The organism is Variovorax sp. Sphag1AA (genome assembly GCF_014192575.1).
Taxonomy (GTDB): Bacteria; Pseudomonadota; Gammaproteobacteria; order Burkholderiales; family Burkholderiaceae_C; genus Variovorax.
In genome coordinates this window covers 250949-271646 of the sequence record NZ_JACHYC010000002.1, presented here as the reverse complement: position 1 = coordinate 271646, position 20698 = coordinate 250949, and the positions used below count along the sequence as shown (strand labels likewise).

The following is a 20698-nucleotide window of genomic DNA, read 5'->3' as shown; positions in this document are numbered from 1 at the left end:
ACCCCCGATGCTGCATTCCCAGACCCACCTGCGTTCCCGGCCGATCTCCGCCGGCCACCTCCGCGCCTTCGAAGCCGTCGCCCGTCACCTGAACTTCCGCGCCGCCGCCGAGGAAATGGCGCTGACCCAATCCGCCGTGAGCCGGCAGATCCAGTCGCTGGAAGAAGAAGTGGGTGTGGGTCTGTTCCTGCGACACACGCGGGCCGTGGAACTCACCAGCGCTGGCGCGCAACTGCTGCTGGCGGTGCAGCAGTCGCTGCCGCGCATCGACGGCACGGTGCGCCAGATCCGGCAGAACGCGGGACGCAAGAGCGTGTCGCTCACCACCTTCGCGTCCTTCGCGTCGATGTGGCTGATTCCGCGGCTGGAGGCCTTCCAGCGCGACAACCCGGAAATCGACATCCGCATCGACGCAAGCGACATGGCGCTGGACATGGATGTCGCCGACGTCGACCTCGCCCTGCGCTACGGGCCGGCCGAGAACATGCCCAGGGGTTCGGTGCGCCTGTTCGGCGAGACCATCACGCCGGTCGCCAGCCCTTGGCTGATCAAGACCAACCCGCCGATCAAGGGTCCGGCGGACATCGCGCGCTTCACGCTGATCGAGGCCGGCGACGCACACCGCACGCACCTCGAATGGCTGACGTGGCGCCGCTGGTTCGAGGTCCACGAGATGGCGCGGGCGCAACCGCGGCGCTGGCTCTATTTCAACTACGCCTACCAGATGGTGCAGGCCGCGCTCACCGGGCAGGGGCTGGTGCTCGCCCGCAGCTCGCTGATCGCCGAAAGCCTTGCCAATGGCGACCTCGTGGAGGTGCTGCCGCACCACCGCATGGATTCACCGATGGGCTACTGGCTCATCACCGGACCGCGCAGCGCGCCGCGCCCGGAGATTCAGGCGTTCTGCGAATGGCTGCAGGGCCAGGCCGCGATCACACGCGAGACGATCGGCGAAGTGCCGGACCCCGACACGATCGATCAGCTGGATTGATCAGCCGATCGGCCAGACGACGCCGTTGTCGTTGAGGATGGCGTCCAGAGGCACGTCATGCGCTTCCGGCTCGAAGCTTTCGATGAAGCCATTCGTGAAACCCAGCCCAACCGTGAACGGCCTCGGCTCCAGGGCCGCCAGCGTGCGGTCATAAAAGCCGCCACCGTAACCTAGCCGATACCCCCCGGCGCTGTAGCCCAGGCAAGGCACGAAGAGCAGCGTCGGCACGATCAGTTCGGTGTCCTTGGGCTTGGGGATGTCGTAGGCATCGTTCTCCATCGGGCAGCCCGGATACCACGCATGAAACGTCAGCGTCTTGTGCACCCGGTCGACCACGGGCAGTCCGATGCGCCGTCGCTGCGGCTCGTCGAGCAGTTCGCCGTCTTCCTTCCAGCGATGCAGCGCAGGCAGCGGATCGAACTCGCCCTTGATCGGCCAGTAGGCACCGATCACCGTGTCCGGTCGTCCGACGAGCCAGATGCGCATCACGCGCTGGAGCAGATCGGCGCGCGCGAGCCTGTCCGGCATCGCAAGACGCTGCTCCACCAGTGCACTACGTAACTGAGTTTTGAGAAAGTTGGCAGTTGCCGAGGTGTCGGCACCGTTTGACTTGTCCATAATCCCCCGATGCAATTCGCGAGCATTTTGGCACCGGTCCGCCGCCGGCCCCGCGCCGCCCTTTCTTCCCTTGTTTTTTCGCTCTTCGCTGCCGTTGGTGCAACCCAGTCCGCGCATGCGCAGAACACGAACGACGACGTTCTCCTGCAGATGAAACAGGCCGCCCAGCGCGGCGACAAAGCGCGTCTCTCCGCACTCCTGCCGCAGGCGCGCGGCCATGTGCTCGAACCTTGGGCCGCCTACTGGGAACTCAAGGCCCGCCTGTTCGAGGCAAGCCAGGATGAGGTTCAGGCCTTCCTCGCGCAATACGCAGGCACCTACCAGGAAGACCGCCTGCGCAACGACTGGCTTCTGCTGACCGGCCAGCGCCGCGACTGGAGCGGCTTCACCAGCATGCATCCCGCCTTCCGCATGAACGACGACGCGCAGGTCCGCTGCTATGCGGTGCTGATCGAGACGCTGCAGTCCGGCACCGCGACAAAGGGCCAGGTGGAAGAGGTGCGCCGCAACTGGTTCGCCCAGCGCGATCTCGACGACGGCTGCCTCACCGCCGCCGACCGCATGATCAGCGCGGGCCAGATGTCGCCCAACGACGCATGGAAGAAGGCGCGTCTGTCGATCGAGGCCAATCGCCCGCAAACCGCACGCCGCGCGGTGATGATCGTGGCGCCCGATGCGATTCCGCTGTTCGACGACATGAACGCCAACGTCGGCAAGTTCCTGGCGAGCCGCGCAGTGGTCGCTGCCAAGTCGCGCCGCGAGATCGTGGTGCTCGCGCTGATCAAGCTCGCGATTGCCGACCCTGAGATGGCCGCATCGCAGCTTGACGGCAAGTGGGGCCCGATGCTGTCCGCGGAAGAGCGCAACTGGCTCTGGGGCACCATCGGTCGACAGGCGGCCACCAAGCTCTCCCCGACGGCCAACACCTATTTCTCGTACGTCACGAAGAACAGCGACCTCTCCGACGAAATGCTCGCCTGGAAGGCCCGCGCCGCGATGCGCACCGGCGATTGGAAGGTGGTGCACGCCTCGATCGACGCGATGAGCGAAACGCAGCAGCAGGACCCGACCTGGGTCTACTGGAAGGCCCGCGCGCTGGCGGCCTACGGCGGCGACGAACGCCGCGCGCAGGCCCGTGCGCTGTACGAAAGCATCGCCGGCACGCGCGGCTTCTACGAACTGCTCGCACTCGAAGAAATGGGACAGCGCGCCGCCGTGCCCACGCGCCCCGCGCCGCTCACGGCCGAGGAAAAGAAAGCCGCGCGCAACAACCCTGCGCTCAATCGCGCGCTCTACGCCATCTCGATCGGCCTGCGCCCCGAAGGCACGCGCGAATGGAACTACGCCACCAACCTGCACGATCGCGGCGGCATGGGCGACCGCGAGCTGCTCGCCGCCGCCGACTTCGCGTGCCAGCGCGAGGTGTGGGACCGCTGCATCAACACCAGCGAGCGCACCAAGGGCATGATCGACGTGGACCAGCGCTTCCCGATGCCCTTCCGCGACACCGTGGTGCGCAAGAGCCAGGAGATCGGCCTCGATCCCGCCTATGTCTACGGCCTGATCCGCCAGGAGAGCCGCTTCGTCATGGACGCGCGCTCGGGCGTCGGCGCGTCGGGCCTGATGCAGGTCATGCCGGCCACCGCACGCTGGACCGCGAAGAAGATCGGCATGTCCGACTTCACCCCGGGCCAGATCACCGACCGGGACACCAACATCACGATCGGCACCAACTACCTCAAGCTTGCGCTCGACGACTTCGACGGCTCCATGCCGCTCGCCGCCGCCGCGTACAACGCGGGCCCCGGCCGCCCTCGCAGCTGGCGCAACGGGCCGAGCATGGAAGCCGCGATCTGGGCCGAGAACGTGCCGTTCAACGAGACGCGCGACTACGTGAAGAAGGTGCTCGCCAACACCACCAACTACGCGGCCCTGATCACCGGGCGGCCGCAATCGATCAAGGACAAGCTCGGCCGCGTCGGCCCGCGCGATCTCGCAGAGCCTGAACCCAACAAGGACCTGCCCTGAACCGGACCCTGCAGAGCCTGCGCGCCCAGTTGCCCAACTGGGCGAACGAATGGCTGGAGATCATCGTCCCGATCGCGGAGGTCGCGCTCATCATGCTGGGTGCGTGGCTGCTGTACCGCTTCGTGCGCCGACTCATCGAGCGCGTGACGAGGAGCTACACGCTTCCTCACAACGTGGCCATGGTCACCCGCCGCACGGCCGGCTTCCTGATCTACGGCGGCGCCACGCTCTGGGCACTGGAGCGCCTTGGCGCCTCGGGCACCGTGCTCTGGACCGCGTTCACCGGTTTCGCCACCGTCGGTGCGGTGGCCTTCTTCGCCGCCTGGAGCGTGCTGTCGAACATGTTCTGCGCGCTGCTGATCTTCACGACGCGCATGTTCTGGCCCGGCGACACGGTGGAGGTGCTCGAGAACGGCGAGAAGCCGGGCCTCAAGGGCCGCGTGCTGGACATCAACCTCGTCTTCACCACGCTCGAGGAAACCGGCGACACGCGGCAAGGCACGACGCTGAAGATCCCCAACAGCATGTTCTTCCAGCGCGCGGTACGCCGCTGGCACGGCAGCTCGCCGCCCCTGCCGCAAAGCCTTGCACCGTATCCGGCGCCGCATCCGCCGGTGGATACCGCACCGCGCTGAGCCGGCGAAGTGCCGCAGTCCTACAGCGGACCGGACGGCAGTCGCGCAAAACTCGGCCAGCTTCCACTACCGCCGGTTCACCATGGCCGATTCGCTCTGGGAGAAGATCAACGAGGTGTTCGCCGCCGAGTTCTCCGATGTCGGGGAGATCACGCAGGCGCTGCGCATCCTCATCCGCCTGCTGCTCGCCGCGGTGCTGGGCTTCATGCTCGGCTTCGAGCGCGAACAGCACGGCAAGGCCGCGGGTGTGCGCACCCACATGCTGGTGGCGCTCGGCTCGGCGCTCTTCGTGCTCGTGCCGCAACAGGGCGGCTCCACATCGGCGGACATGAGCCGTGTGATCCAGGGCCTGGTGGCGGGCATCGGCTTCCTGTGCGCGGGCACGATCCTCAAGCGCGGCCGCGATGAGCGGCATGTGGAGGGCCTGACCACCGCAGCCGGGCTGTGGATGACCGCCGCGATCGGCATGGCCTGCGGCCTCGGGCGCGAGCTCACCGCGATCATCAGCGCGTTGATGGCGCTCGTGGTGCTGGCGCTGGTCCCCCGGCTGGTGGCGCTGGTCGAACATGTGGTGGGCCCGCCCACCGCAGATGGCGACGGCGCGCATGGAGCCTCTGCCCGAAAAGACGATCGCACCGCGCGCTGAGCATCAATTTCCGCTGCGTTCCGCATCAATCGTCGGGCTACCTGCGGCTAGCATGGAGAGCTTTGCAGCACCCCACCGGAGAACGCGATGACCCAGCTCTACATCGGCAACAAGAACTACTCGTCCTGGTCCATGCGGCCGTGGGTGCTCATGAAGCAGGCCGGCATCGCCTTCGAGGAAGTCATGGTCCGCTTCGATTCCTTCGATGCCGACTCGAAGTTCAAGCACACGATCCTCCCGCTCAACGCGACCGGCACCGTGCCCGTGCTGAAGGACGGCGACATCGTGGTCTACGACACGCTCGCCATCTGCGAATACCTCGCCGAGACCCATCCCGACAAGAAGCTCTGGCCTGCCGACCGTGCCCGCCGTGCACGGGCGCGCAGCGCGTGCGCTGAAATGCACGCTGGGTTCGGATCGCTGCGCAACCACTGCACGATGAACATCGAGGCCGACCTGCGCCAGCAGGGGCAGCTCATCCTGCGCGACCAGGCCGGCGTACGCGCAGACCTCGCGCGCCTCGTGCAGCTCTGGGGCGGCCTGCTCGAAAGCTACGGCGGCCCCATGCTCTTTGGCGAGTTCAGCATTGCCGACGCGTACTACGCGCCGGTGTGCACTCGCATCCGCACCTACGGGCTGCCGGTGCCCGCGCCGATCTCCGCCTACATCGACCGCGTCCTCGCACTGCCCGGCGTCAAGGCCTGGATCGACGGCGGACTCGCGGAGAAGGAGTTCGTCCTCTTCGACGAACCCTACCGCCTGCAGCGCTGACCCTCGCGGGCGCTGGGGCGCATCAGCGTCCTACACTCGCGCGATGCAAACCTATCTCGTCGGCGGCGCGATCCGCGATGCGCTGCTGGGGCGTCCCGGCAGCGACCACGACTGGGTCGTCGTGGGCGCGACGCCCGAGCAGATGATCGCGCGCGGCTACCTCCCGGTGGGTCGCGACTTTCCTGTCTTCCTTCATCCCGAGACGCGCGAGGAGTACGCCCTCGCGCGAACCGAGCGCAAGAGCGCACCGGGCTACCGCGGCTTCGTCGTGCATGCAGCGCCCGACGTGACGCTCGAACAGGATCTCGCACGGCGCGACCTCACCATCAACGCGATCGCATTGCCCGAGGACAGGATCGGCGCCTCCGACCGCCTCGACGTCGATCCCGCCGACCTCGTCGATCCCTTCGACGGCCAGCGCGACCTGCGCGAGAAGCGCCTGCGTCACGTCACCGACGCCTTCCGCGAAGACCCGGTGCGCATCCTGCGCGTGGCGCGCTTTGCCGCGCGCTTCGACGACTTCAGCGTGGCCCCCGAGACGATGGTCCTCATGCGCGAGATGGTCGAGGCCGGCGAGGTCGATGCGCTGGTACCCGAACGCGTCTGGCAGGAGCTCTCGCGCGGCCTCATGGAGGTCAAGCCTTCGCGCATGTTCGAACTGCTGCGCGAATGCGGCGCACTCGCGGTGCTGCTGCCCGAGGTGGAACGGCTCTGGGGCGTCCCGCAGCCCGTGGCGCATCACCCCGAGATCGACACCGGCGTGCACCTGATGATGGTGCTCGACATGGCCGCGCACATGAAGACATCGCTGGCCGTGCGCTTCGCGTGCCTCGTCCACGACCTGGGCAAGGGCACCACGCCCGCGGACATCCTGCCGCGCCATCACGGCCACGAGCAGCGCAGTGCCAAGCTGCTGCGCGATGTGTGCGACCGCTGGCGCGTGCCGGTCGACATCCGCGAGCTCGCCGACGTGGTCGCGCGCGAACACGGCAACATCCATCGCAGCGGCGACCTCAACGCGGCCGCCGTCGTGCGCCTGCTGGAACGCTGCGATGCCTTCCGCAAGCCCGAGCGCTTCGACGAAGTCCTGCAGGCCTGCGAATGCGATGCGCGCGGAAGGCTCGGCCTCGAAGACCGTCCCTATGCGCCACGCCAACGCCTGCTCGCAGCGCTGGGAGCCGCGCAATCGGTGGCGACCGAACCCATCGCCCGCGCGGCACGCGACGCCGGCGCGGTCGGCCCGAAGATCGGCGAGGCGATCTCACGCGCGCGAGTGGCCGCCGTCGATGCGGCGCTTCAACCCTCCTCCCAAAGTTGATTTGACGGCTTTGGCCGACGCGGCGCGCGGCGGGAGTCTGCTATGGTTTTTCTTCCATGCAGCAGCCCCCCCGACTCACACACGACGCGGCGCTCTTCCTCGACTTCGACGGCACGCTGGTCGATCTCGCCGAAACGCCCGAGGCGGTGCATGTGCCCGCCGCGCTCGTCCCGCTTCTGAGTGACCTCGCCGAACTGCTTGGCGGTGCGCTCGCAGTCGTCTCGGGACGGCAGATCGACGTGATCGATCGCTTTCTCGCCCCACTGCGATTGCCGGCCGCGGGCGAACACGGCGTGCAGCGTCGCGACGCCGAAGGCCACATGCAGGAGCAGCGTCCACCCGATCTCACGCTGGTGCTCGAAGCCGCCAACGAACTCGCCGGCGTGCATGAAGGCCTGCTGGTCGAGCGCAAGCATGCTGCCATCGCGCTGCACTACCGGCTCGCGCCGCAGCTAGAAGCGGTATGCCGCGACGCCATGCAGCGCGTGATCGAAGGCCAGCCGCAGCTCGAACTGATGCACGGCAAATTCGTCTTCGAAGTGAAGCCCGCTGGCATCAACAAGGGCATCGCCATCGACGCCTTCATGAAAGAGGCGCCTTTCGCGGGCCGTGTGCCCATCTTCGCGGGCGACGACACCACCGACGAAAACGGCTTCGCGATCGTGCAGCCGCGCGGCGGCGTCGGCGTCAAGGTCGGCTCGGGGCCCAGCTTGGCGCTGCATCGACTCGATTCGCCGCGCGCGGTCTTCGAATGGCTCGTGGCCACGCGCGACCTGCTCGCAGCGCCCGCAACAACAACCCCGAGGAGGCCGGTTTGACAACCCTTCAGAAAGACACCGAAACCGTCGAGGATCGCGCCGGCCAGTCGATCGCCGGCGCCGCCGGAGTGAGCGACGAGGCGCCGCCCCACGACGAAGCGCTGACCCGCCCCACCGCACGACCCGGATTCGGCCCCCCGGCCGGGCAATCGCTCGAAGTCGGTGTGATCGGCAACTGCGCGTACAGCGCGCTCATCGATTCCCGCGCCCGAGTAGTGTGGTGCTGCCTGCCGCGCTTCGACGGTGATCCGGTCTTCAATGCGCTGCTGCATCCGGGCGAGGAAGCGAGCGCGTGGAGCATCGAGCTCGAGGACTTCGCCTCGTCCAAGCAGTGGTACGAGCCGAACACCGCGGTGCTGCGCACGCAGCTCTTCGACACCGCGGGGCAGTGCATCGAGATCACCGACTTCGCGCCGCGCTTCCACAGCCGCTCGCGCTACTTCCGGCCGCTGACGATGGTGCGCCGAGTGAAGCCGGTCGTCGGCGCGCCGCGCATTCGCGTCAAGCTCGCGCCGCGTTTCCAGTGGGGTGCGGCGCCGCCGACCATCACGCGTGGCAGCAATCACATCCGCTATGTCGGCCCCGAGTTCGCGCTGCGGCTCAACACCGATGCACCGGTCTCGCACATCTTGTCGCACCAGCCCTTCGTGCTTTCGCGCGAGCACAACTTCGTGCTCGGCGCCGACGAGACGCTGAATGACGGCATCGCCGACACCGCGCGCCACTTCGAGCAGGAAACCATCGCCTACTGGCGCACCTGGAGCAAGCGGCTCGCGATCCCGTTCGAATACCAGGACGCGGTGATCCGTGCCGCGATCACGCTCAAGCTCTCGCTCTACGAGGACACCGGCGCGATCGTCGCTGCGATGACCACAAGCATCCCCGAGGCGCCGGGCAGCCAGCGCAACTGGGACTACCGCTACTGCTGGCTGCGCGACGCCTTCTTCGTGGTGCGCGCCCTCAACAGCCTCTCGGAAGTGGGCACGATGGAGGACTACCTCCGCTGGCTCTCCAACGTGGTGATCGGCTCGCGCGGCGAGCACATCCAGCCGCTCTACGGCATCGGGCTGGAGCGCGAACTGCCGGAGTCCTTCGTCGACGGCCTTCCGGGCTACCGCGGCATGGGACCGGTGCGCGTGGGCAACCAGGCACAGGAGCACTTCCAGCACGACGTGTACGGCAACATCGTGCTCGGCGCAGCGCAGGCCTTCCACGACCACCGGCTGCTGAGCCGGGCCGGGCTTGCCGAGTTTCCGTATCTCGAAGCAGTCGGTGAGCAGGCGATCCGCGTCTACGGCACGCCCGACGCAGGCATGTGGGAATTGCGCACGCGTGCGCGCGTGCACACCAGTTCGGCGCTGATGAGCTGGGCCGCCTGCGACCGCCTCGCGAAGATCGCGCGCACGATCGGGCTGCCCGAGCGAGCAGCCTACTGGCATGACCATTCGTCGCGCATGCGCGAAGAGATCCTCGCCAAGTCCTGGTGCGAAGAACGGCAAGCCTTCGCCGAAAGCTTCGGCGGCCATGAGCTCGACGCGAGCATCCTGCTCATGGTCGAGGTCGGGTTGATCGACGCACGCGACCCCCGCTTCATCTCCACGGTCGACGCGATGGAGAAGTCGCTCTGCGACGGCCCGTATATGCGCCGCTACGAGGCGGCCGACGACTTCGGCAAACCCGAGACCGCGTTCAACATCTGCACCTTCTGGCGCATCGATGCGCTCGCCAAGATCGGCCGCAAGGCCGAGGCGCGGCAGATCTTCGAGACCATGCTCGCCGCGCGCAACCCGCTCGGCCTGCTGTCGGAGGACACGCATCCGGTCACCGGCGAGATGTGGGGCAACTTTCCGCAGACCTATTCGATGGTGGGGATCATCAACGCTGCAGTGAGGCTCTCCGCCCCTTGGGACTCCTGCATATGAGTCGATTGGTGGTGATTTCGAACCGCGTGGCCGATCCGCGCAAGCCGGCGGCCGGCGGATTGGCCGTGGCACTCGGCGACAGCCTGCAGCAAAGCGGCGGCCTGTGGTTCGGCTGGAGCGGCTCGATCGTCGAAGAGGGCCCGACCGGCGAAGGCGAAATGCACCGGCAGCAGGCCGGCAAGGTCACGCTCGCGACGATCGACCTGAGCCGCGAGGACCACGACAGCTACTACCTCGGCTACAGCAACGACGTGCTCTGGCCGGTGTTCCATGGCCGACTCGACCTCGCGCACTTCGAGGCGGGCTTTGTCGGCGGCTACCGGCGCGTCAACCAGCTCTTCGCGCGCAAGCTGCTGCCGCTGCTGAAGGACGACGACATCATCTGGGTGCACGACTACCACCTGATCCCGCTCGCAGCCGAACTGCGCGCGATGGGGTGCAGGCAACGCATCGGCTTCTTCCTTCATATTCCGCTGCCGCCGCAGATCATCCTCGCGGCGGTGCCGCAGCACGAGTGGCTGATGCGGTCGTTGTTCGCGTATGACCTCGTCGGCTTCCAGGCCCGGCAGGACGTGCAGCACTTCGAGGACTACGTGCGCTACGAAGCCCGGGGTGAGGTGCTGGACGATCACCTCTATCGCGCCTTCGGCCAGACAGTGCGCTGCGATGCCTTCCCGATCGGCATCGACGTCGACGAGTTCGCCGCGCTCACGCACGCGAAGGAATCGCGCGACATGTACGAGACCATGAAGCGCGAGTATTCGACGCGACGCCTGCTGCTGGGCATCGACCGGCTCGACTACTCCAAGGGCATTCCGCAGCGGGTGCGCTCCTTCCGCGAACTGCTTGCGCACTACCCGGAGAACCGCCGCAGCGCAACGCTGATCCAGATCGCCTCGCCCACGCGCGAGACCGTTGACGCCTATGCCGACATCCGCCGCGAACTCGAATCGCTGTGCGGCGCGATCAACGGCGACTACGGCGAACTCGACTGGATGCCGGTGCGCTACATCCACCGCATGGTCGCTCGCAAGCGAGTGCCGGGCCTGTGCCGCGCCGCTGCGGTCGGCCTCGTCACGCCGCTGCGCGACGGCATGAATCTCGTCGCCAAGGAATACATCGCCGCACAAGACCCGGCGGACCCGGGCGTGCTCGTGCTCTCGCGCTTCGCGGGCGCTGCCGAGCAGCTGAAGGAAGCCTTGCTGGTGAACCCCTACGACACGCACGGCACCGCGGAGATCGTGCAGCAGGCGCTGCAGATGCCGCTGGACGAGCGACGCGAGCGGCACCAGAAGCTGCTCGCATGCATCCGCGAGCAGGATGTGCACTGGTGGCGCAACGGCTTTCTGGATGCCCTTCGCGCGGCCGAGAGCGTGCGTTAAGGCCAACGGGCGCTCAGCGCACCTTGTCAGGCACCCGCCGCCCGGCCCGCTTCTCGCCCACCCGCACACCCACCTTTTCGCGCCGAAGACTGTTCCCCAGCGCAGTCTTCCGCAGGATCACAGCGAATGACTGAATGAACACCGGCTTGGTCTCGCCCAGCCGCCAGAGGATGCCCGGCGTGCGCGTCGGCGTGGGGCTCTCGAGCGGGATCACGGCCAGGCCCGACATGCCGTCCGGCACCGCATTGATTGCCACGATGGTGCCGATCCGCGTGCGCGCGACCAGTCCGAGCATCGGCGCAACGGTCGACATTTCCGCCACCACCGTCGGCTCGGCACCGCAGGCGCTGAAGCACTCGTCGATCATGGTGCGCGTCGAGAACGACTTGGCGAGCAGCACGAGGTCCTGCCGATGCAGCTCCACCATGCGGATGCGCTTGCGGCCCGCGAGCGGATGGGTGTTCGACACGACGAGGACCATCTCCTCGTTGTAGAGCGGCTCGAACCAGAGATCGGTCGGGTCTTCCGGGCGATAGGCAATGCCCAGATCGAGCTCGCCCGCGCGCAGCCGCGAGCAGATCACTTCGGCGGAGAGCTCCTCCACGCTGATGAGGACCGTCGGATGCCGCGCGAGGAAGAGCGCCACGCATTCCGGAATCAGCCCCATGTTGAAGGTGTGCGTCGCGCCGATGCGCACCTGCCCGGTGAGGTTGCCCGCGTCGGGCTTGAGCAGCGCCACGCCCTGATCGACCTCGCGCAATGCGCGTGACGCAAATCCCCGCAGCAATTCGCCCGCCTCGGTGGTGACCACCTTCTTGCCGATGCGCTCGAAGAGCGGCTGGCCGAGCTCTTCCTCGAGCTGGCGGATCTGGTGCGAAAGGGTCGACTGCGTGACGTGGACCCGCTCCGCCGCCCGCGTGAAGCTCAGGCAGTCGGCGAGCGCGACGAAATAGCGCAGATGCCTCATCTCCATGGAAACCCCCACGAATGATCGATGCCATCGATGATATCGATGGAAATTCATCATTTGTCGCAGGCGGGTCGCCGCCCTATCGTGCCGGCCATCGGCGCTCGATGACGCCGGGACAGGAGACAAGCACCATGTCGGAATACAACCAGGACGGCATCACGCGCGACGTGCTCGATGCCTTCGCCAAGACCCCCGACCCGCGCCTCCGCGAGTTGATGACTTCGCTGGTCAAGCACCTCCACGCCTTCGCGCGGGAAGTCGACCTCAAGCCGGAAGAGTGGCTCGCCGGGCTGAACTTCCTCAATGCCACGGGGCAGATCTCCACCGACAAGCGGCCGGAGTTCATCCTGCTGTCGGACACGCTCGGCCTCTCGATGATGGTGGTCGCGCTCGCCCAGTCCCGAGCCAGCAAGGCGAAGGGCGCAACCGAAGCGACGGAGGCGACCGTCGAAGGCCCGTTCTACTGGGCCGGCGCGCCCGACGTCGAACTGGGCAGCGACATCGCGAACGGCGCGACGGGCGACCCGACCTTCTACATGGGCCGCGTGACCGACTGCGACGGCCAGCCGCTCGCCGGCGCGCTGCTCGATGTGTGGTCGGGCGACGGGCACGGCAAGTACGACGTGCAGCTCAGCACCGAACCATCGATGCAGGCCCGCGGACGCTTCCGCACCGACGCCCAGGGCCGCTACTGGTTCTGGTCGATCCGGCCGAACTACTACCCCATCCCGGACGATGGCCCTGTCGGCGACATGATGCGCGCCACCGACCGCAGCATCTACCGCCCGGGCCATCTGCACTTGCAGGTCTCGGCGCCCGGCTACGTCACGCTGACGACGCAGGTCTTCGTCGGCGGCAGCCCCTACATCGACGCAGACGCGGTCTTCGGCAAGCGCGACAGCCTCGTGGTGGATTTCGAGACCCATCCCCCGGGCAAGGCGGTGGACGGCCGCGAGATGCGCACGCCTTACCACTCGGCGAGCTTCGACGTGCGGCTCGCACCCGCTACAGCCTGAAGAGGACTACTCCATGAAGATCGGAAAGGCGACCGTGCCGCGCACGGCCATCAGCACGTCGGACGCGCACAGCATCGTCATCCGCGGGCAGGATCTCTCGAAGGACCTGATCGGCAAGATCTCGTTCGTCGACCACTTCTTCTTCCTGCTCACCGGCAAGTACCCCACGTCCGGCCAGTCCGAAGTCCTGAACGCCACGCTGGTGGCGATCGCGGACCATGGCCTGGTGCCGAGCGTGCAGGCCGCGCGCATGACCTTCGCGGCTGCGCCCGATGCGCTGCAGGGTGCGGTCGCGGCGGGCATCCTCGGCTGCGGATCGGTGATCCTCGGCGCCTCGGAAACCGCCGGCCGCATGTACAGCGAGATCGACGTACTGGTAACCGCCGGCAAGCCGCTCGGCTCGGCAGCGCACGAGGTGATGAAGTCATGGCGCGCCGCCGGTCGCTCGATTCCCGGGTATGGCCATCCGCAGCACAAAGAGCGCGACGCCCGTGTCGATGCGCTCTTCGCGGTGTCGAGATCCGCGCGCACCGACCAGCGCTTCATCGAGATCGCCGCGGCGGTGGAGGCGCTGATGCCCGACGTGCTCGGCAAGCCGCTCAAGCTGAACGTCTCGGGCGCGATCCCGGCAGTGCTGCTCGGCGCGGGCTTCCCGGTCGAAGCGCTCAGGGGCATACCGATCCTTGCACGCACCGCAGGACTGATCGCGCATCTGTACGAAGAGGTCCGCCAACCCATCGGCTTCGCGCTGTCCTACCAGGCCACGCGCGAGATGGAGTACGAAGGCACGCTGCCTGCAGGCTTCGGGATGAACGAATGATCCAGGTGCTGCAAGGCCTCAAGGTTGTCGAACAGGGCACCTTCATCACGGGGCCGGCGGCCGGCATGCTGCTCGGCGATCTCGGCGCGGACGTGATCAAGGTGGAGCAGCCGAAGACCGGCGACCCGTTCCGCGCTTTCAAGGACGGCCTCTACAGCCCGCATTTCCAGACCTACAACCGCAACAAGCGCAGCATCACGCTCGACACCAAGAGCGCCGACGATCGCGAAGTGCTCGATGCGCTGATCGCCGATGCCGACGTCTACATCCAGAACTTCCGCCCCGGTGTGGCCGAGAAGCTCGGCGTGGGTTCGGAGCGCCTGCGCAGGCTCAACCCGAAGCTCATCTATTGCTCGATCAGCGGCTTCGGCGCGACGGGGCCGGCCGCGGACCGCCCCGCCTACGACACCGTCGCACAGGCCGCGAGCGGCTTCCTCAACCTGCTGATCAACCCCGAGAACCCGCGCGTGGTCGGCCCCGCGATCGCGGATTCGCTCACCGGCTTCTATGCCGCCTACGGTGTGCTCGGCGCGCTGTTCGAGCGCAGCCGCACCGGCCAGGGCCGCATCGTCGAAGTCTCGATGCTGGAGGCGATGGCGCACTTCAACCTCGACGCCTTCACGCACTTCTTCCAGGTCGACGAGGTGATGGGGCCGTACAGCCGGCCGAGCGTCTCGCAGTCGTATGTGCTGCGATGCGCGGACGACAAATGGATCGCGCTGCACATGTCTTCGCCCGAGAAGTTCTGGCGCGGGCTCGCGACCGCCATCGAGCAGCCGGACATCTTCGAAGACCCGCGCTTTGCCACGCGCGAGGCGCGCATCGCGAACCAGGAAACGCTGATCGAACTGCTCGGGGAGCGCTTCCGAACGCAGCCGCGCGACGAATGGTGCCGCCGCCTGCAGCGCGAGGACGTTCCCAACGCGCCGATGTACGACACCAGCGAAGCCCTCGAAGACCCGCAGGCCAAACACCTGCAACTCATGACCTCGGCCGAGCATCCGGTGATGGGCCTGTTCCGCACAGTGCGCTCGCCGGTGAGCTTCGACGGGCAGCGCTCGCTCGATGTGCGGCCGCCGCCGGTGCTTGGCGAACACAACGACGAGATCCGCGCTGCGCTGCGGGGTCGCGCCGGAAAGCAAGGAGACGCGGCATGAATCTGCTCAGCACAAGACGTCCGTTCGTTGCCGCACTGGTGATCGGCGCCTTGATGGCCGGTGTCGCGCAGGCCCAGGACCGCCCACCGATCCGCATGGTCGTGCCCTTCGGCGCGGGCACCACCACCGACACCGTCGGGCGTGTCGTCGCCGAAGCACTCGGCAAGAACCTGCAGCAACCCGTCATCGTCGACAACCGCGCGGGCGCCGGCGGATCGACCGGAACCGATCTCGTCGCCAAGGCCCCCCCCGACGGCCGCACGCTGGTGATGGGCACGGTCGGCACGCATGCGATCAACGCGGCGCTCTATACCAAGCTGCCCTACGACCCGGTGCGCGACTTCTCGCCGGTGGCCTTCATCGGCTACACGCCGACGCTGCTGGTGGTCGCCGCGGATTCGCCGATCAAGTCGCTGAAGGATCTTGCGCAGGCTGCGACGAAACCCGCCGGCATCACCTTCGCATCCGCCGGCAACGGCACCTCGGGGCATCTCGCGGGCGAACTGCTTGCGCAGCGGCTGGGCGGCAAGATGATCCACGTGCCCTACAAGGAAGGCGCGGTCGCGCTTACCAGCGTGATGGGCTCGCAGGTGGACTTCATGTTCTATCACCCGGCCGCGGTGCTGCCGCAGATCAAGGCCGGCAAGCTGCGCGCGCTCGGTGCAAGTGGCGCGGTGCGCAGTGCCGCGGCGCCCGACGTCCCCACCCTGATGGAGCAGGGTGTCGCCGACTTCGATCTGGTCGCGTGGTTCATGCTGTATGCGCCCGCCGCGACACCCGCGGCCACGCTCGCGCAACTGCGCACCGGCGCAAGCGCCGCACTGGCCCAACCCGAGGTGATGGCGCGCCTGCGCGACCAGGGCATCGAGTCGCGCAACCTGCGCGCCGACGAGATGCTGCCTTTCAACAAGACCGAGCTGGGCAAGTGGGCCGAGCTGGTCAAGCGCTCCGGCGCACAGGTCGACTGATTCCGCTAGAAGAAACCACAGGAGACAGGAACCATGAAGACGCAGACATGTAATGGCATCGGACGGCGCAGCGCAGTGGCCGCGATCGCACTCGCGGCGGCCGGCATCTCGATGGCGCAGACGCCCACCGGGCAGCCGATCCGCATCGGCAGCACGCTCGCGTTGACCGGGCCGCTTTCGGCCACGGCGCAGATCCACAAGCTGGTGGGTGACATCTATATCGAGCAGGTCAACAAGCGCGGCGGGCTGCTGGGCCGGCCGGTCGAGTGGGTGGTGAAGGACGACCAGTCCAAGCCCGATCTCGCACGCACGCTTTACGAACAGCTCGTCACCGCCGATAAGGTCGACCTGCTGATGGGCCCGTATGCCACCGGCGCGATCCTCTCCGCGATGGGCGTGGCGCAGCGCTACAACAAGGTGCTGGTGCATCACACCCTGGGCATTCCGTCGCTCGCCAAGTACGACATGCAATTCCCGGCGTGGTCGATCGGCTCCGACCCGGCGAACACCGTGCCCAACACGCTCTTCGATGCGCTCGCTGCCTCTCCCAAGCCGCCGAAGACGGTGGCGGTGGTGACCAGCAAGTTCCCCTCGATCCAGTTCATGAGCGCGGGCGCGCGCGAGGTGCTCAAGAAGCGCGGCCTCAACGAAGTGCTGTTCCTCGAATGGGATTTCGGCAATCGTGACTTCGGCCCCATCGCCAACCGCATCAAGGATGCGAAGCCCGACTTCGTCTGGGTCGGCGCGATCGGCCTCGACGGCAACCTGCTGCTCGATGCGATGAAGAAGATCGACTATGTGCCGCCGCAGCACTTCTACCTCTACCCGTCGCCCGGCCCGCTCCTGGCTGCACCGGAAGCGAAGAACGCGCTGTCTGCCACCATCTTCGAGGACCAGCCGCCCTTCACCAGCAACTTCGGCGCCGCCGAGTTCGTGAAGCTCTACCGCGAGCGCGCCGCCAAGGCCGGCTTCACCGACACCTCGGTCGAAACCCAGGCCGCCGCCTCGTACACCGCATGGCAGATCCTCGAAGCGGGCATCGTCGGCACCAAGAGCCTGGATGACAAAGCCATCGCCAACTACCTGAAGACGAACAAGGTCGACACCATCCAGGGCAAGCTGCGCTTCGACGGGGTGGGCAACTTCGGCGACGACCTGATGCGCATCAAGCAGATCCAGGACGGCAAGTGGGTGGTGGTCTGGCCGAAGGAAGTCACTTCGGGCGGCGCGAAGCTACTCACTCCCTGACATGTCGGGCTTCACGCTGCCAAGCCTTTCGCTGCTGTCCCAATCGATCCTGTCAGGCATCTTCGTCGGTGCGCTGTATGGATTGATGGGACTCGGCCTCAGTCTGAGCTGGGGCCTGCTGCGTCTCATCAACCTCGCCCACTTCGCGTTCGCCTTCCTCGCCGCCTACATCTGCTACCAGTTGGCGACGATGGGCATGGACCCGTTGCTCACGCTCGCGGTCATCGTGCCGTTCTTCTTCGTACTCGGAGCCGCCTTGCACTGGGTGATGGCGCGCTTCGCGGTCACGCCGTTCAACTCGCTGCTGTTGACCTTCGGGCTCATGGGCATCGTCGAAAGCATCATCCAGTCGATCTGGACGGCCGACTTCCGCAAGCTCGAATCGAGCTATGGGCAGCAGAAGTTCAAGATCGGCGAGCTGTTCGTGCCGGTGCCGGAGCTCATCACGCTGCTGCTCGCGATCGGCATCGCCTTCGGTGTGTGGGGTGCGTTGCGCTTCACCGATCTGGGCAAGGCGATGCGTGCGGCTGCACAGGACGCGCCGGTTGCGGCGGCCTTCGGCGTCAACGAGAAGGCGCTCGGGCTGCTGCTCGCCGGCACCTGCTCCGCACTCGCGAGCGTGGCCGGCGTCTGCCTCGCCTTGAGCTTCACGCTCGCGCCCTCGCAGATGTACGCCTGGGTCGGCGTGGTGTTCGCGGCGGTGATGCTCGGCGGCCTCGGCAGTGCGCTCGGGCCGCTGGTCGCCGGCACGCTGATCGGCGTGAGCGAAGCTGTGACCATGGCCGTCACCGCGCCATCGTGGGCGCCGATCGTGTCCTTCACCCTGCTCATCTTCATCCTGCTCTTCCGACCCAGAACATGAGCACGCTCACACAGACATCGCCGACGCTGCCGGCCGCGACCACCACGCCGCGCGCCGCAGGACGGTTCACGAAGCGCACGCCGCTCGCGATCCTCGCGGCCGGCGTGGCGCTGGCCTTCATCCCGCAACTGGGCCTGCCCGCCTTCTACGACTCGCTGCTCTACCTCGTGCTGCACTGGGTGGTGCTCGCGACCTCGTGGAACATCCTCTCGGGCTATTCGGGCTACTTCTCATTCGGCCACGGCGCGTTCTTCGGCACGGGCATCTACACCAGCGCGAACCTGATGGCGCGCTACGACTGGCCCTTCCTGTGGACGCTACCCGTCGCCGCACTGATGGCCGCGCTGGTCGGGGTTGCGCTCGGTGCGATCGTGTTCCGCGTGAAGGGCGTGCGCGGCGAGTTGTTCGCACTGCTGACGCTCGCGATCACGCTCGTGATCGGCACCATCGTGGTCAACACACCGCTCGACGGTGGGTCGGGCGTGCCGCTTTCCGGCGTGCCGGTGCCGAAGATCGGACCGACGCAGTCGTCGACCTTCTACCTGCTCGCACTCGCAGCGGCCGTCGTCACGCTGCTGATCGCCTGGGGCATCCAGGTCTCGAAGTTCGGTGCCGGCCTGTTCGCGATCCATGACGACGAGGATGCCGCCGAGGTGATGGGCGTGCCGACCTACCGCTACAAGCTCTACGCGCTCGCGATCTCTTGCGCGCTGGCGGGTGTCGCGGGCGGCATCCACGCGCTCTTTCTCTCGTACGTGACCGCGGGCGAGGTCTTCACGATCACGGTGCCGCTGACCGTGGTGCTGATGAGCGTGCTCGGCGGCACGCGCCACTGGGCCGGGCCGGCCATCGGTGCGGTCGTGATCACGGGGCTGCTCTACAGCTTTACCGCCGCGGACCATGCAGTGGCAGGCAAGGCGCTGATCGGGGTGATCCTGATCGCGGCGATCCTGTTCATGCCGGAGGGCATTCTGGAGCGCTTCCGTCGCCATCGCCGGCCGGTGCCATCGACAGGGCCGGTTGCCACGCCGAGCGCGATCCAGACGCCGGAAGTACCTGCGCGGGCCGCACCGATCGTGGCTTCCCAGGGCGAACCGCTGTTGCGGGTGCGCGGCCTGGCAAAGTCATTCAGGGGCGTGCGCGCACTGGCAGGCGTCGACGTCGATGTTCATCAAGGCGAGATCCTCGGCCTGCTCGGGCCGAACGGCTCTGGCAAGTCGACCTTCATCAACGTCGTCAGCGGCCACTACACGCCGAGCGGCGGCACGATCGCGTTCGAAGGCCGGTCGCTCGACGGCCTGCCCGCGCACCGCATCGCCGGCAGCGGAATTGCGCGCACCTACCAGATCCCCCGCCCCTTCGCGCATCTGAGCGTGCTGCAGAACGTGGCGATCGCGACGATGTTCGGCGGCGCGATCCGCGACCCGGACACCGCACGCAGGCAGGCGATGACCTGGCTCGAATTCACCGGCCTGCAGGACAAGGCCGATGCGCGGCCCGACGATCTCAACCTGCACCAGCGCAAGTTCCTCGAACTCGCACGCGCCCTCGCCTCGCGGCCGCGACTGGTGTTGCTCGACGAAGTGCTTTGCGGCCTCACGCCGAGCGAGATCGACGATGCGGTGGCGCTCATCCGCCGCATTCGCGACCAGGGCTCGACCATCGTTTTCGTCGAGCACGTGATGCGCGCGGTGATGGCGCTGACCGACCGCATCGTGGTCTTCAACCACGGCGAGCTGCTGGCGGAGGGCGCTGCGGCCGACGTGATGCGCCGGCCCGAAGTGATGACCGCCTACTTGGGGAAGGCCCATGCTTGAAGTCCGCGACCTGCAAGTGGCCTACGGCGCCGCGCCGGCCCTGTGGGGCGTGTCGCTCGACGTGCGGCCCGGCGAACTGCTTTGTGTCGTCGGGCCCAATGGCGCGGGCAAGACCACGCTGATCAACACCATCGCAGGCATCCTGCGCGCACGCGGCGGCAGCATCCGCTTCAACGGGCAGGACATCACCCGCCTGCCGCCACACCGCTTCTGCGAGGCCGGCATTGCGCTGGTGCCCGAGGGGCGCCGGCTCTTCACGGGCATGACCGTGCTCGAGAACCTCGAACTCGGCAGCTACCTGCCGCGCGCGAAGGCGCAGCGGCGCGAGACGCTCGACGAAGTGATCTCTCTCTTTCCGGTGATCCGCGAGAAACTCGCGAGCCCGGCCGGCGAGCTCTCCGGCGGGCAGCAGCAGATGGTCGCGATCGCTCGCGCGCTGATGGCACGGCCGAGCCTGTTGCTGCTCGACGAGCCATCGCTCGGCCTCTCGCCGCTCATCGTGCACGACATGTTTGCAGCGATCCGGCGCATCAACGCCAGCGGCATGTCGGTGCTGCTCGTCGAGCAGAACGTGACCATGGCGATGGATGTGTCGCACCGCGCCTATGTGCTCGAAGAAGGCCGCGTCGTGGCCGAAGGCGCGCCGCAAGACCTGCTTGCCCGCCCTGAGATCCAACGCGCCTATCTCGGCGTCTGAAATCCAAGCCCGGA

General features: G+C 67.2%; 19 protein-coding genes. 17 read left to right on the top strand and 2 right to left on the bottom strand.

Going from position 1 to position 20698, the window contains the following annotated elements:
* The first annotated feature begins 7 nt into the window (after nt 1-7).
* Nucleotides 8-991: a LysR substrate-binding domain-containing protein gene (locus FHW64_RS07760; RefSeq protein ID WP_184524767.1), complete on the top strand. Its 984-nt coding sequence runs from the start codon at nt 8-10 to the stop codon at nt 989-991.
* Here the strand turns inward: FHW64_RS07760 and FHW64_RS07755 are convergent, their stop codons facing one another.
* A complete protein-coding gene (locus FHW64_RS07755; RefSeq protein ID WP_184524765.1) occupies nt 992-1609 on the bottom strand; it encodes a 5-formyltetrahydrofolate cyclo-ligase in 618 nt (205 codons plus the stop codon).
* Between the two features lie 9 nt (nt 1610-1618).
* Here FHW64_RS07755 and FHW64_RS07750 point away from each other — a divergent pair, with 9 nt between their 5' ends.
* The 8 genes from FHW64_RS07750 (at nt 1619) to FHW64_RS07715 (ending at nt 11129) form a co-directional block, all read left to right on the top strand.
* Nucleotides 1619-3637, top strand: coding sequence for a lytic transglycosylase domain-containing protein (locus FHW64_RS07750; RefSeq protein WP_184524763.1), 2019 nt, complete (start codon nt 1619-1621; stop codon nt 3635-3637).
* 29 nt (nt 3638-3666) lie between these two features.
* Nucleotides 3667-4272: a mechanosensitive ion channel family protein gene (locus FHW64_RS07745; protein WP_260303713.1), complete on the top strand. Its 606-nt coding sequence runs from the start codon at nt 3667-3669 to the stop codon at nt 4270-4272.
* Nucleotides 4273-4354: 82 nt separating this feature from the next.
* On the top strand, nt 4355-4918 hold the full coding sequence (locus tag FHW64_RS07740) for an MgtC/SapB family protein (protein ID WP_184524761.1): 564 nt from the start codon (nt 4355-4357) through the stop codon (nt 4916-4918).
* Nucleotides 4919-5005: 87 nt separating this feature from the next.
* Nucleotides 5006-5689 (top strand): glutathione S-transferase family protein, encoded by a 684-nt coding sequence (locus tag FHW64_RS07735; protein WP_184524759.1) that lies wholly within the window; start codon nt 5006-5008, stop codon nt 5687-5689.
* Nucleotides 5690-5732: 43 nt separating this feature from the next.
* The gene (locus tag FHW64_RS07730) at nt 5733-7007 is read left to right on the top strand and encodes a multifunctional CCA addition/repair protein (RefSeq protein WP_184524757.1); all 1275 of its coding nucleotides are present in this window, start codon (nt 5733-5735) and stop codon (nt 7005-7007) included.
* Nucleotides 7008-7063: 56 nt separating this feature from the next.
* Nucleotides 7064-7825 carry a trehalose-phosphatase gene (gene otsB / locus FHW64_RS07725; protein ID WP_184524752.1) on the top strand — a complete coding sequence of 254 codons (762 nt, stop codon included), beginning with the start codon at nt 7064-7066 and terminating at the stop codon, nt 7823-7825.
* A gap of 101 nt (nt 7826-7926) precedes the next feature.
* Nucleotides 7927-9747, top strand: coding sequence for a glycoside hydrolase family 15 protein (locus tag FHW64_RS07720; protein WP_184526246.1), 1821 nt, complete (start codon nt 7927-7929; stop codon nt 9745-9747).
* A complete protein-coding gene (locus FHW64_RS07715) occupies nt 9744-11129 on the top strand; it encodes a trehalose-6-phosphate synthase (protein WP_184524750.1) in 1386 nt (461 codons plus the stop codon). The genes FHW64_RS07720 and FHW64_RS07715 overlap by 4 nt, the downstream gene beginning before the upstream one ends.
* A 13-nt stretch (nt 11130-11142) precedes the next feature.
* Here FHW64_RS07715 and FHW64_RS07710 read toward each other — a convergent pair whose 3' ends face one another.
* Nucleotides 11143-12102, bottom strand: coding sequence for a LysR substrate-binding domain-containing protein (locus tag FHW64_RS07710; RefSeq protein ID WP_184524748.1), 960 nt, complete (start codon nt 12100-12102; stop codon nt 11143-11145).
* Between the two features lie 128 nt (nt 12103-12230).
* On the opposite strand from FHW64_RS07710, the gene FHW64_RS07705 reads away from it, so the two are divergent.
* Genes FHW64_RS07705 through FHW64_RS07670 form a run of 8 tightly spaced genes read left to right on the top strand, consistent with a single transcriptional unit; the run spans nt 12231 to nt 20684 of the window.
* Nucleotides 12231-13115 carry a dioxygenase gene (locus FHW64_RS07705; protein WP_184524746.1) on the top strand — a complete coding sequence of 295 codons (885 nt, stop codon included), beginning with the start codon at nt 12231-12233 and terminating at the stop codon, nt 13113-13115.
* 13 nt (nt 13116-13128) lie between these two features.
* Nucleotides 13129-13935, top strand: a complete 807-nt coding sequence (locus tag FHW64_RS07700) for a citryl-CoA lyase (RefSeq protein ID WP_184524744.1) — start codon at nt 13129-13131, stop codon at nt 13933-13935.
* Complete coding sequence (locus tag FHW64_RS07695) at nt 13932-15092, top strand: CaiB/BaiF CoA-transferase family protein (protein WP_184524742.1); 1161 nt, start codon at nt 13932-13934, stop codon at nt 15090-15092. Before FHW64_RS07700 ends, FHW64_RS07695 begins: the two co-directional genes overlap by 4 nt.
* Nucleotides 15089-16060 (top strand): tripartite tricarboxylate transporter substrate binding protein, encoded by a 972-nt coding sequence (locus tag FHW64_RS07690; RefSeq protein ID WP_184524740.1) that lies wholly within the window; start codon nt 15089-15091, stop codon nt 16058-16060. Before FHW64_RS07695 ends, FHW64_RS07690 begins: the two co-directional genes overlap by 4 nt.
* Before the next feature lie 33 nt (nt 16061-16093).
* The gene (locus FHW64_RS07685) at nt 16094-17308 is read left to right on the top strand and encodes an amino acid ABC transporter substrate-binding protein (RefSeq protein WP_184524738.1); all 1215 of its coding nucleotides are present in this window, start codon (nt 16094-16096) and stop codon (nt 17306-17308) included.
* A gap of 1 nt (nt 17309) precedes the next feature.
* Nucleotides 17310-18170: a branched-chain amino acid ABC transporter permease gene (locus tag FHW64_RS07680; protein WP_184524736.1), complete on the top strand. Its 861-nt coding sequence runs from the start codon at nt 17310-17312 to the stop codon at nt 18168-18170.
* The gene (locus FHW64_RS07675) at nt 18167-19987 is read left to right on the top strand and encodes an ABC transporter permease subunit (RefSeq protein ID WP_184524734.1); all 1821 of its coding nucleotides are present in this window, start codon (nt 18167-18169) and stop codon (nt 19985-19987) included. The genes FHW64_RS07680 and FHW64_RS07675 overlap by 4 nt, the downstream gene beginning before the upstream one ends.
* Nucleotides 19980-20684, top strand: a complete 705-nt coding sequence (locus FHW64_RS07670; protein WP_184524732.1) for an ABC transporter ATP-binding protein — start codon at nt 19980-19982, stop codon at nt 20682-20684. The genes FHW64_RS07675 and FHW64_RS07670 overlap by 8 nt, the downstream gene beginning before the upstream one ends.
* Nucleotides 20685-20698 lie beyond the last annotated feature (14 nt).